Consider the following 12,092-nt stretch of genomic DNA (forward strand, 5'->3'; position numbering starts at 1 on the left):
GGCAAGCAATTGCCGCCCGTATCTGCAGGACGCTTCGCTATCGAGGACGAGACGGCACCACGGCCGTTACACTTGCGGGATTTTGCCAATGGCTGACATCGCCCTCCAACCCCGGACTGCCAGACGGCCGATTCGCGAGGCCACCCGGTGGGACCTGATCAAGGCCAACCGCAACTATCTCGGCTTCTGGTTCATGCTGCCCGCGATGGTGTTCCTGGTTCTGTTCCTGGCTTATCCGCTGGGGCTCGGAGTCTGGATTTCCTTCACCGACGCGCGGATCGGCAGGCCCGGCGCGTTCGTCGGGCTGGAAAACTATGAGTGGCTGTGGGGCGACTCGATCTTCTGGCTGTCGGTGTTCAACACGCTGCTCTACACGTCCGTCGCCAGCGTCATCAAATTTGCGATCGGCCTTTATCTCGCGCTGCTGTTGAATGAGAACATGCCGTTCAAGGCAATGCTGCGGGCATTGGTGCTGATCCCCTTCATCGTGCCGACGGTGCTGTCGGCGCTGGCGTTCTGGTGGATCTTCGATTCGCAGTTCTCGATCATTTCCTGGTCGTTGAAACAGATGGGCGTGATCACCGACAACATCAATTTTCTCGGCGATGTGACCTGGGCGCGGATCTGCGTGATTTTCGCCAATATCTGGCGCGGCGTTCCCTTCGTTGCGATCACGCTGTTGGCCGGCCTGCAGACGGTGTCGCCATCGCTCTACGAAGCCGCGACGCTCGATGGCGCGACCAGCTGGCAGCGGTTCCGGTTCATCACCTATCCGCTGCTGACGCCCATCATCGCCGTGGTGATGACCTTCTCGGTGCTGTTCACGTTCACCGATTTCCAGTTGATCTGGGCGATGACGCGCGGCGGTCCGGTCAATGCCACCCATCTGATGGCGACGCTGTCGTATCAGCGTGCGATCATCGGCGGCGTTCTCGGTGAGGGTGCTGCGATTTCGAATGCGATGATTCCGTTCCTGCTGGCGGCGATCATGGTCTCCTGGTTTGGACTGCAGCGCCGTAAATGGCAGCAGGGTGAAAACAATGACTGAAGAACTCCGACGCTGCGTTATTTTGTCTGCGCGAACGGGGCAAACCCCGCGCGCGCTGCCGCAAATGGCAGCAGGGAGAGAACAATGACTGATCTGCCCACACAGCGGCTCGACCTCAAAGGGGTGTTGTCGGGATCGTCACGAACGGCGGCTGTCGACGATCACACCGTCGGCATGAGCTATCTGGAGTCGCTGCCGCGGCGCCTGGTCACGCTTTATCTGCCGCTGGGGATCATCGTCGTCGTGCTGCTGTTCCCGTTCTACTGGATGGCGCTTACCGCCATCAAACCGGACGATCAGTTGCTTGATCTCAACACCTATAATCCGTTCTGGACCTGGAATCCGACGTTCAAGCACATCCACAAGCTGCTGTTCGAAAGCTATTATCCGCTGTGGCTGTGGAACACGATGTATGTCGCGGTCTGCGCGACCGTGCTGTCGATCTTTGCCAGCGTGCTGGCGGCCTATGCCATCGTACGGCTGCGCTACCGCGGCGCGCAATGGGTCGGCGGGCTGATCTTCCTGTCCTATCTGGTGCCGCCCTCGATCCTGTTCATTCCGCTCGCCACCGTGGTGTTCCAGTACGGGCTGTTCGACACGCCGTTCGCGCTGATCCTGACCTATCCGACCATCCTGATCCCGTTCTCGACCTGGCTGTTGATGGGTTATTTCAAGACCATCCCGTTCGAGCTGGAGGAGTGCGCGCTGATCGACGGCGCCAGCCGCTGGCAGATCCTGACCAAGATCGTGCTGCCGCTGGCGATCCCGGGATTGATCTCGGCCTTCATTTTCTGCTTCACGCTATGCTGGAACGAGTTCATCTACGCACTCACCTTCCTGACCTCGGTGCAGAACAAGACGGTGCCGGTCGCGATCGTCAACGAATTCGTCGATGGCGACGTCTATCGCTGGGGATCGCTGATGGCGGGGGCACTGGCGGGCTCATTGCCGCTGGTTATCCTTTACGCCTTCTTCGTCGAGCATTATGTGTCGGCCATGACGGGAGCCGTGAAAGAGTGAGCGCGCAGGCCCGTATCTAATATGAGCGAATAAAGAAGGAGACGGGCCTTGCACATTCTTATTCTGGGTGCCGCCGGCATGGTCGGCCGCAAGCTGACCGAGCAACTGCTGCGCGACGGCCGCCTTGGCAAGCAGGACATCACCCGCATGACGCTGCAGGACGTGGTGGCTCCCACCAAGCCGGCCAGCTCGATCCCGGTCAACGTCGTCGCCTCCGATTTTGCCGATGCTGGCGCCGCCGCGCCGCTGATCGCCGAGCGGCCGGACGTGATTTTCCATCTCGCCGCGATCGTGTCGGGGGAGGCGGAAGCCGAATTCGACAAGGGCTACCGCATCAACCTCGACGGCACGCGCTACCTGATCGACGCGATCCGCGCGATCGGCGGCGGCTACAAGCCGAGGCTGGTGTTCACGTCCTCGATCGCGGTGTTCGGCGCGCCGTTCCCGGAAAAGATCGGCGACGAGTTCTTCCATACGCCGCTGACGAGCTACGGCACCCAGAAGTCGATCTGCGAGCTGCTGATCAACGACTACACCCGCAAGGGCCTGCTTGACGGCATCAGCATCCGCCTGCCGACGATCTGCGTGCGGCCGGGCAAGCCGAACAAGGCGGCGTCCGGCTTTTTCTCCAACATCATCCGCGAGCCGCTGGCGGGCGAGGAGGCGGTGCTGCCGGTTACCGAAGACGTGCGGCATTGGCACGCCTCGCCGAAATCGGCGGTCGGCTTTCTCGTGCACGCCGGCACCATGGACCTCAATGCGATGGGGGCGCGGCGCAATCTCAGCATGCCCGGGATGTCAGTGACTGTCGGCGAACAAATCGCGGCGCTCGATCGCGTCGCCGGCAAGAACGTCACCGCGCGCATCAAACGGGTGCCCGATCCGACCATCATCGGCATTGTCAGCGGCTGGCCGCGCGATTTCGTTACCGACCGCGCGCTCAAACTCGGCTTCACCACAGCCGAGAAGACGTTTGACGATATCATCCGCATTCACATCGAGGATGAACTCGGCGGTAAATTCGCGGCCTGACGTGGCTATGAGCGTTGCCGCACGGATGCGGTCATGACGAGAGTTGCCTGCATCGGCGAGTGCATGGTGGAGCTGAAGCAGGCCGAGCACGGCCTGTTTTCGCGCGGCTATGGCGGCGACACGCTCAATACCGCCGTCTATCTGGCACGCCTTGGTGCCGGCACGGACTACATCACCGCGCTCGGCGACGACACGCTCAGCGATGAGATGATCGCCGGCTGGGCGGCCGAGGGCGTCGGCACCGCGAAGGTGCTGCGCTTGCCGGGCAAGTTGCCGGGCCTCTACATGATCCAGACCGATGACAGAGGCGAGCGCCGGTTCTTTCACTGGCGTGAGAGTGCCGCCGCGCGCTTGCTGATGGATTTGCCGCAGACATCGGCCATCCTGGAGTCGCTGGCGAGCTACGACATCGTCTATCTCTCGGCGATCACACTGTCGCTTTACAGTGACGGTGGCCGGGCGCGGCTGTTCGCCGGGATCAGGCGCGCGCGGGAAAGCGGGGCGCGGTTTGCCTTTGACACCAATTTTCGTGCCCGGGGCTGGCCCGATCTGAGCGTGGCCCGCGCCGTTTATCAGGATGCTTTCGATCTCGCCGATATCGTATTGGCCTCGACCGAGGATTTGCTGCCGCTCTATCCCGGTGCAAGCAACGAGGATTTGCCGGCGCGCGTCCCGGGCGGCGAGGTCGTGCTAAAACTTTCGGAACCCGCGAGCATCCTTCGTCTCGACGGCGCCCTGCATCAGACCAGGGCCGAGCCGCTGACGAAACCCGTCGTCGATACCACGGCGGCCGGCGACAGCTTTGCGGCGGCCTATCTTGCCGCCCGTCTGGCCGGCGTGGACCCGGTGAATGCCGCTCGTGCCGGACATGCGCTCGCCGGCGTTGTGGTATGTCATCCCGGCGCGATCATTCCGCGCACGGCGATGCCGACGAATATCATCGGCACACCGGCAACTTCTGGCAAGGCGACCCCATGAGCGTGAACGTAGCATCAAGGCAGGAAAAACTGGCGGACCTCGTGAAGTCCGCAACTGTGATCCCGGTGCTCACCATCGAACGGCTGGAGCACGCGGTGCCGCTGGCCCGGGCGCTGGTCGCGGGCGGGGTGCGGGTCTTGGAAGTCACGCTGCGCACGCCGGTGGCGATCGAGGCCGCCAAGGCGATGATATCAGAGGTGCCGGAGGCCATCGTCGGGATCGGCACCATCCTGAACCCGGACGATCTCAAGCGAACCGAGGCGCTTGGCGCCAGGTTCGGCATCAGCCCGGGGGCGACGCCTGAGCTATTGAAAGCCGCCGCCGCGAGCGACCTGCCGTTCGCACCGGGGATCGCGACCGCGTCCGAACTGATGCAGGCGCTGGCGCACGGGTTCGACCTCGTCAAATTCTTCCCGGCGGAACAGTCTGGTGGTATCAAGGCACTGCGCGCGCTGGCCGGGCCGTTTCCGAACATCAGGGTTTGCCCGACCGGCGGCATTGGCGAGGCCAATGCGGCGGCCTGGTTGGCTGAGCCGAATGTGCTGGCCGTGGGTGGTTCCTGGCTGTGCCCGGCGGCGGACATAAGGTCCGGCAACTGGGCCGGCATTTCAGCTATGTGCGCCCGGGTGATAAAATCGCTGAAACCGGCGTGAAGTATTTTTTCCGATGGGGTACAAAACCCTCGGAACCTGAACAGGGAGAACGACCATGACAGCCAGCATCGTGGGATGGGCGCACACGCCATTCGGCAAGCTCGACGCGGAAACCGTTGAAAGCCTGGTGGTGAAGGTGGCGACCGAAGCGCTGGCAGATGCCGGCATTTCCGCTGAAGATGTCGACGAAATCGTGCTCGGGCATTTCAACGCCGGCTTCTCGCCGCAGGATTTCACCGCGTCGCTGGTGCTGCAGGCCGACCCCAAGTTGCGTTTCAAGCCGACCACGCGGGTCGAGAATGCCTGCGCCACCGGTTCGGCCGCCGTGCATCAGGGCATCCGGGCGATCGCCGCGGGGGCCGCCAGGATCGTGCTGGTGGTCGGTGTCGAGCAGATGACACGCACGCCGGGCCCGGAGATCGGCAAGTATCTGCTCAAGGCGTCCTATCTGCCCGAGGATGGCGACACCGTCGGCGGTTTCGCCGGCGTGTTCGGCAAGATCGCGCAGAGCTATTTCCAGAAATATGGCGACCAGTCCGACGCGCTGGCGATGATCGCAGCAAAGAACCACAAGAACGGCGTCGCCAATCCCTACGCGCAGATGCGCAAGGACTTTGGCTATGAGTTCTGCCGTGCCGAGAGCGAGAAGAACCCGTTCGTCGCAGGACCTTTGAAGCGCACCGACTGCTCGCTGGTTTCGGATGGCGCAGCCGCATTGGTGCTGACGGATTCGGAAACCGCAAAAACCATGGGCAAGGCGGTGAATTTCCGCGCTACTGCCCACGCGCAGGATTTCCTGCCGATGTCCAAGCGCGACATTCTGCAGTTCGAAGGTTGCACGGTGGCCTGGCAGCGCGCGCTGCAGCAGGCCGGCGTCAGCCTTTCGGATTTGTCGTTCGTTGAAACCCATGACTGCTTCACCGTTGCCGAGCTGATCGAATATGAAGCGATGGGCCTGACGCCGCGCGGGCAGGGCGCTCGTGCCATCAAGGAAGGCTGGACGCAGAAAGACGGCAAGCTGCCGGTCAATCCGTCCGGCGGCCTCAAGGCCAAGGGCCATCCGATCGGTGCCACCGGCGTCTCCATGCATGTGATGAGCGCGATGCAGCTGGTCGGCCAGGCGCCCGAGGGCATGCAGCTGAAGAATCCAAAACTCGCGGGCATCTTCAACATGGGCGGCGCCGCGGTGGCGAACTACGTCTCGGTGCTGGAGCCGGCGAAGTAAGTGGTCAAGTCGGCTCCCATGCCTCAGGGAATCTCAAATGCTTGCGAGCGCCAGATTGCCATGGAAAGCCTGCCATCCGGAGACGCATATGGGCAATGAAAGTACCTTGTCGTTGTCGGAGCTGAACGACCGGATCGCAATCCTTCGGGACAACATCAGGCAACTGGTCGAGCAGGCCGCTGGCGCTTCGGGAGCGGAGAACGAAGAACGGATATCCGAGCGCCTCGAACGGCAGAACGAGGCACTGGAAAAGCTGATCAAGGCACGTGACGCCCTGATCAGCAAATAGCTCCTGGATCGATACGCCGCGTCGACCGGCGCCCGCGCATACGCCCATACGCCCGGCGGCCTTGATCTTCCGGAAAACCTCCCGTTACTAGGTCGCAACAACGACATCCGGGAGCGAATTGGGCCATGGGACCATTAAAAGGCATCAAGGTCGTCGACATGACGTCCGTGCTGATGGGGCCCTTTGCCACCCAGACGCTCGGCGATTACGGCGCCGATATCATCAAGGTGGAATCGCACGATGGCGACGTGACGCGGCAGATCGGGCCGACGCGGCATCCCGGCATGGGGCCGGTGTTCCTCAACACCAACCGCAACAAGCGCAGCATCTGCCTCGACCTGAAGAAGCCGGCCGGCCGCGACGCCGTGCTGCGGCTGATCGCTGGCGCCGACGTGCTGGTCTACAATGTGCGCCCGCAGGCGATGGCGCGGCTGCAGCTCGGCTATGACGTTGTGTCTGACATCAACCCGCGGCTGATCTACGCCGGTGTGTTCGGGTTCGGCCAGGACGGACCCTATGCCGCCAAACCTGCTTATGACGATCTGATCCAGGGCGCCACCGCGTTGCCGGCGCTGATGGCGCAGACCGCTGACGGCGTGCCGCGTTATGTTCCCAATGCGCTGGTCGACCGCATCGTCGGGCTCACTGCGGTCGGCGCGATCTGCGCCAGCCTGGTCGATCGCGACCGTACCGGCCGCGGCCAGCGCGTCGATATCCCCATGTTCGAGACCATGGCGAGCTTTGTGATGGGCGACCACATGGGCGGTCTCACCTATGAGCCGCCGCTCGACAAGGGCGGCTATGCCCGGCATTTGTCGCCGGACCGGCGGCCCTACAAGACCTCCGACGGCTATGTCTGCGTGATCGTCTACAACGACAAGCAGTGGGAAAATTTCTTCCACGCCACCGGCCGCGATGATCTGCGCAGCAACCCCAAATTCGCAAGCTTTGCCGGCCGTGCCGCCAGCATCGACACTGTCTATGCCGAACTGGCGCGAATCCTCGAAACCAAATCCACTGCGGAATGGACTGCTATTCTGGAAAAGGCCGATGTGCCGGTCATGCCGATGCACGATCTCGAGAGCCTGCTGCAGGATCCGCACATCGTCGCGACCGATTTCGCCCCGGTGATCGATCACCCGACCGAGGGCCGGATCCGCAACATGCGACCCTCGGCGCGGTGGTCGGAGACGCCGGTGGAAATGACGCGGCTGGCGCCGCGCCTGAGCGAGCACAGCACCGAGATTTTGCTGGAAGCGGGATTCTCGGCGGATGAGATTGCCGCTCTGATTCGCGACGGCGTCACCAAGGCCGCGCCAAGCACATAGGACAGAACATATGGATTTTGCGCTGTCGGCCAACCAGGAATCGATCCGCGATGCGATCGGAAAAATCTGTTCGCGCTTTGACGACGCCTATTGGCTGAAGAAGGACAAGGAGGGCGGTTATCCCGCCGACTTCCACCGCGCGCTCGCCGATGCCGGCTGGCTCGGCATCTGTATCCCCGAAGAATATGGCGGCTCAGGCCTCGGCATCACCGACGCCGCGATCATGATGCGCACGATCGCGGAATCCGGCGCCGGCATGTCGGGCGCCTCGGCAGTGCACATGAACGTGTTCGGGCTCAATCCGGTAGTGGTGTTCGGCACCAGGGAGCAGTGCACGCGCATGCTGCCGCCGATCATCGACGGGCGCGACAAATCCTGCTTTGCGGTGACCGAGCCCAATACCGGGCTCAATACCACGCAGCTCAAGACGCGCGCGGTGCGCAAGGGCGACAAGTACATCGTCAACGGCCAGAAGGTCTGGATTTCGACTGCACAGGTCGCCAACAAGATCCTGCTGCTGGCGCGCACCACGCCGCTGGAAGAGGTGAAGACCCCGACGCAGGGCCTGAGCCTGTTCTACACGGATTTCGACAAGCAGCGCGTCGCCGTGCACGAGATCGAGAAAATGGGCCGCAAGCCCGTAGATTCCAACGAACTATTTTTCGAGAATTTCGAGATTCCGGCCGAGGACCGCCTCGGTGAGGAAGGCCGCGGTTTCGAATACATCCTCCACGGCATGAATCCGGAGCGCATCTTGATCGCGGCCGAAGCGGTCGGGCTCGGCCAGGTCGCGCTGGCGCGGGCCTCTGCCTATGCGAAGAACCGCATCGTGTTCAACCGCCCGATCGGCATGAACCAGGGCATCCAGCATCCGCTCGCCAAAAACTGGATGGAGCTGGAAGCCGCGTGGCTGATGGTGCTCTCCGCCGGCTGGCAATATGACCAGGGCGTGCCATGCGGTCCGGCCGCCAATGCCGCCAAATACCTCGCCGCCGAAGCCGGCTTCCACGCCTGCGAGCAGGCGGTGATGACCCATGGCGGTTTCGGCTATGCCAAGGAATACCATGTCGAGCGTTACTTGCGGGAATCCCTGATCCCGCGCATCGCGCCGATCAGCCCGCAGCTCATTCTCAGTTTCGTTGCCGAGAAGGTGCTGGGGCTGCCGAAATCCTACTGACATGAAGTCGTGTTGAGATGAGCTTCATCACCGGCGTCGGACTGACATCCTTTGGCAAACACGAAGGTTTCTCCTCGCTCGATCTGATGAGCAAGGCGGCCGAGTTGGCGATTGCTGATGCTGGGCTGAAGCGCTCCGAAATCGACGGCATTCTTTGCGGCTACAGCACGGTCTCACCGCACATCATGCTGGCAACCGTGTTCGCCGAGCATTTCGGCATCCGGCCGTCCTACGCCCACGCCGTGCAGGTCGGCGGCGCCACCGGGCTCGCGATGACCATGCTGGCGCATCATCTGGTCGATGCGGGAATCGTAAAACATGTGCTGGTGGTCGGCGGCGAAAACCGGCTGACCGGGCAGAGCCGTGATGCCTCGATCCAGGCGCTGGCGCAGGTCGGGCATCTCGATTACGAAGTGACGCTGGGGCCGACCATCCCGGCCTATTACGGCCTCGTCGCATCGCGCTACATGCACGAATACGGCGTCACCCAGCAGGACCTTGCCGAGTTCGCGGTGCTGATGCGCGCCCACGCGCTGACGCATCCCGGCGCCCAGTTCCACGACGCGATCACGGTCGCCGACGTGATGGCGTCGAAGCCGGTGGCGATGCCGCTCAAACTACTGGATTGCTGCCCGGTGTCCGATGGCGGCGCAGCGTTCGTGATCAGCCGCGAGACTACCGGTGCAACCGGCATACGCGTCCGTGGTTGCGCGCAGGCGCACACCCATCAGCACGTCACCGCCGCACCGGCCTTGAGCGAACTCGGCGCGGAAATTTCGATCGCCAAGGCCAAAGCTGCATCCGGCCTTGCGATCTCCGACGTGCGTTATGCCGCCGTCTACGACAGTTTTACGATCACGCTGGCGATGCTGCTGGAGGACCTCGGATTGGCCAAGCGTGGGGAGGCGGCCGCGCGGGTGCGGGCGGGGTACTTCGGCCGCGATGGCGAAATGCCGCTCAATACCCATGGTGGTCTCTTGAGTTATGGCCATTGCGGCGTCGGCGGTGCGATGGCGCATCTGGTGGAAACCCATCTGCAGATGACGGGACGCGCTGAAAATCGTCAGGTCCGCGACGCGTCGATCGCGCTGCTGCACGGCGACGGCGGCGTGCTGTCGTCGCATGTCAGCATGTTCCTGGAGCGGGTGCGATGAACGCGGATTGGACCAGGGGCGGCGAGGGCATCGTCTACCAATCCTGCGGCGCCTGCGGGAACGCGCAATATTTCCACCGCAACTTTTGCGCGGCCTGCGGTGCGCCGGAACCGGTGGAAAAAGCCGCCAGCGGTGCAGGGACGGTCTATGCGACGTCGCTGGTTTGCCGGGCCGCCACGCCGGAGACCCGCGCGCACGTTCCCTACAATATTTTGCTGGTCGACACGTCCGAGGGGTTCCGCATGATGGCCCATGGTGACCACGATCTCGCCATCGGCGATCAGGTCAGCGTGCGATACCAGCCATTTGCGGGGCGGCTGGTTCCATATTTCGCAAAAGCGAAGTGAAGCATAGCGTTTTCGAGCGAAGTGGACACCGGTTCGCGTCAAGAAAACGCGTCAAAACAAAATGCAAAGCTCCGAAGCAATCCAGAGCGACGCGGAACGGATGAAATCTGGATTGCTTCGTAACGCTTTCACTCACAAACCGCGGTTTCACCGCGAATAGAAGATAACGCCGGCGATGACGAGCATTGCCGTCACCGCCAGCATTTGCGCAAACGCCTCCGAGGCCGCCCTTTTGGTGGCTTCCTTCATGCTTTCTCCCTAGACTTGGGCATGAGTCATCATCGCCTGCAAAGGCCTGATGTCTCAATTATTTTTACTCGGAACACCCCGCGACGATCATTCGCTTCGATTGAGTCCCCACTCAGCGAATATCGACCGTGCCAAGTTCGAACAGCAATGCGGCGGCATTTTGGCTCACCCGCAGCCGGATTTAGCGCGGGTGGTGGCGATTTCAGAGCACAGCGGCGGTTGATCCGACCGGAACCGCAAGGCATGATCCGCCGTCAAAAATCAAAGAAAACCAAGGTGAGAAATGGCCCGTATCCAATACAGCGATCCCGCGAAAGCCAGCGATCGCACCCGAGAAATCCTCGACAAAAACCGCAATGCCAATATTTTCAGGATGATGGCGCATTCGCCGAGCTATTTCGAACAATATTGCCGGCTGGGCGGTGCAATCCGGCACAAGGGAGAACTCGATCCGATCGTGCGCGAACTCGCCATCACCCGCACCGGCATCCTGTGCGAGGCGCCTTACGAGATCGTCGCCCACAAGCGGATCGGCAAGAACGTCGGCGTCACCGACGAGCAGAACGCGGCGCTGGAGAACTGGCAGTCGGCCACATGCTTCAACGAAGTGCAGCGCGCAGCACTCGCGTTCGCCGATGAAATCGTCAAGCTGCACAAGCCGACCGATGCGACCTTCAACGCGATTGCCTCGAAGCTGACCCCGGCCGCGCTGGTCGAGCTGCAGCTTTCCGTCGGTTTCTACATCATGACGTCGAAATTCCTCGAGACGTTCGCGATCGACATGCAGCCGGTTACGGAAGTAGTGGCGTAAATCGATCGGGTTGCCGTCAGCTCCCATTCAACAACAGCAGCATTTGCGTGGATGTACGCTCATGAGCAACGGATGGGAACTCTCTGCGCAAGCCTGGATCGACTCCATGGGCGAGCGCGGAGATTGGGCGCGAGAGCACGTGCTCGATCCCGTGATGCTTGGCCGCATCAGAGCAGGCCGGTTCGAGCGTGCCCTGGATGTGGGCTGCGGCGAGGGCCGCTTCTGCCGAATGCTGAAGGCCGCCGGCATGAGCGCGACGGGGATCGATCCGACCGGTCCGTTGCTCGAGGTGGCACAGCAACGCGATCCCTCGGGTGATTACCGGCCCGGCAATGCCGAGCAGCTTGAATTCGCGGCGGCCAGCTTCGATCTCGTCGTCAGCTATCTCACGCTGATCGATATCGTCGACTTCAAAAAAGCGATCAGCGAGATGGCCAGGGTGCTGAGACCGGGTGGCTCGCTGCTGATCGCAAATCTCACCGGGTTCACCTCGGCCGGCGCCGACCGGGGCTGGGTCAGGGACGACGAGGGGCGCCACCTCCACTTTCCGGTCGATCGTTATCTCGACGAGTTTCCATTCTGGTTCGAATGGGAGGGAATACGGATCCAGAACTGGCACCGGCCGCTTGCCGCCTACATGGCGGCCTTGCTCGAAAGCGGACTGCAGCTGACGTTTTTCGCTGAACCTGGACCGGTATCCGGCGACGCCGCACATCAGGAGCGGTTTCGACGGGTGCCCTGGTTCGTCGTGATGGAGTGGCGGCGGCCTCCGGTCGGATGA

At 62.4% G+C, this 12,092-nt stretch carries 14 protein-coding genes; all 14 read left to right on the forward strand.

Translation table 11 applies throughout. From position 1 onward, the window contains the following. Positions 1 to 88: 88 nt before the first annotated feature. The 14 genes from ACSQ84_RS04885 (at position 89) to ACSQ84_RS04950 (ending at position 12,092) form a co-directional block, all read left to right on the forward strand. Positions 89 to 1,048 (forward strand): carbohydrate ABC transporter permease, encoded by a 960-nt coding sequence (locus tag ACSQ84_RS04885; protein ID WP_436210486.1) that lies wholly within the window; start codon positions 89 to 91, stop codon positions 1,046 to 1,048. An 84-nt stretch (positions 1,049 to 1,132) separates the two neighbouring features. Next, positions 1,133 to 2,068, forward strand: a complete 936-nt coding sequence (locus tag ACSQ84_RS04890; protein ID WP_436210487.1) for a carbohydrate ABC transporter permease — start codon at positions 1,133 to 1,135, stop codon at positions 2,066 to 2,068. A gap of 48 nt (positions 2,069 to 2,116) precedes the next feature. Continuing rightward, positions 2,117 to 3,100, forward strand: a complete 984-nt coding sequence (denD, locus tag ACSQ84_RS04895) for a D-erythronate dehydrogenase (RefSeq protein ID WP_436210488.1) — start codon at positions 2,117 to 2,119, stop codon at positions 3,098 to 3,100. A gap of 33 nt (positions 3,101 to 3,133) precedes the next feature. Continuing rightward, on the forward strand, positions 3,134 to 4,078 hold the full coding sequence (locus ACSQ84_RS04900; RefSeq protein WP_436210489.1) for a sugar kinase: 945 nt from the start codon (positions 3,134 to 3,136) through the stop codon (positions 4,076 to 4,078). Between the two features lie 2 nt (positions 4,079 to 4,080). Continuing rightward, positions 4,081 to 4,731: a bifunctional 4-hydroxy-2-oxoglutarate aldolase/2-dehydro-3-deoxy-phosphogluconate aldolase gene (gene eda / locus ACSQ84_RS04905; RefSeq protein ID WP_436211183.1), complete on the forward strand. Its 651-nt coding sequence runs from the start codon at positions 4,081 to 4,083 to the stop codon at positions 4,729 to 4,731. Positions 4,732 to 4,786: 55 nt separating this feature from the next. Then, a complete protein-coding gene (locus ACSQ84_RS04910) occupies positions 4,787 to 5,956 on the forward strand; it encodes an acetyl-CoA acetyltransferase (protein WP_436210490.1) in 1,170 nt (389 codons plus the stop codon). Positions 5,957 to 6,044: 88 nt separating this feature from the next. Further along, positions 6,045 to 6,245, forward strand: coding sequence for a hypothetical protein (locus ACSQ84_RS04915; protein WP_436211184.1), 201 nt, complete (start codon positions 6,045 to 6,047; stop codon positions 6,243 to 6,245). A 125-nt stretch (positions 6,246 to 6,370) separates the two neighbouring features. After that, positions 6,371 to 7,573 carry a CaiB/BaiF CoA transferase family protein gene (locus ACSQ84_RS04920; protein ID WP_436210491.1) on the forward strand — a complete coding sequence of 401 codons (1,203 nt, stop codon included), beginning with the start codon at positions 6,371 to 6,373 and terminating at the stop codon, positions 7,571 to 7,573. Positions 7,574 to 7,583: 10 nt separating this feature from the next. After that, on the forward strand, positions 7,584 to 8,750 hold the full coding sequence (locus ACSQ84_RS04925) for an acyl-CoA dehydrogenase family protein (protein ID WP_436210492.1): 1,167 nt from the start codon (positions 7,584 to 7,586) through the stop codon (positions 8,748 to 8,750). Between the two features lie 17 nt (positions 8,751 to 8,767). Next, positions 8,768 to 9,904 (forward strand): thiolase family protein, encoded by a 1,137-nt coding sequence (locus ACSQ84_RS04930; RefSeq protein ID WP_436210493.1) that lies wholly within the window; start codon positions 8,768 to 8,770, stop codon positions 9,902 to 9,904. Then, positions 9,901 to 10,251, forward strand: coding sequence for a Zn-ribbon domain-containing OB-fold protein (locus ACSQ84_RS04935; protein ID WP_436210494.1), 351 nt, complete (start codon positions 9,901 to 9,903; stop codon positions 10,249 to 10,251). The genes ACSQ84_RS04930 and ACSQ84_RS04935 overlap by 4 nt, the downstream gene beginning before the upstream one ends. A 298-nt stretch (positions 10,252 to 10,549) precedes the next feature. Beyond that, positions 10,550 to 10,723: a hypothetical protein gene (locus ACSQ84_RS04940; protein ID WP_436210495.1), complete on the forward strand. Its 174-nt coding sequence runs from the start codon at positions 10,550 to 10,552 to the stop codon at positions 10,721 to 10,723. A 60-nt stretch (positions 10,724 to 10,783) separates the two neighbouring features. Next, complete coding sequence (locus tag ACSQ84_RS04945; RefSeq protein ID WP_436210496.1) at positions 10,784 to 11,311, forward strand: carboxymuconolactone decarboxylase family protein; 528 nt, start codon at positions 10,784 to 10,786, stop codon at positions 11,309 to 11,311. 61 nt (positions 11,312 to 11,372) lie between these two features. Then, a complete protein-coding gene (locus ACSQ84_RS04950; RefSeq protein WP_436210497.1) occupies positions 11,373 to 12,092 on the forward strand; it encodes a class I SAM-dependent methyltransferase in 720 nt (239 codons plus the stop codon).

It is taken from the genome of Bradyrhizobium sp. LjRoot220 (assembly GCF_964252915.1).
In the GTDB taxonomy this organism is placed as follows: Bacteria; Pseudomonadota; Alphaproteobacteria; order Rhizobiales; family Xanthobacteraceae; genus Bradyrhizobium.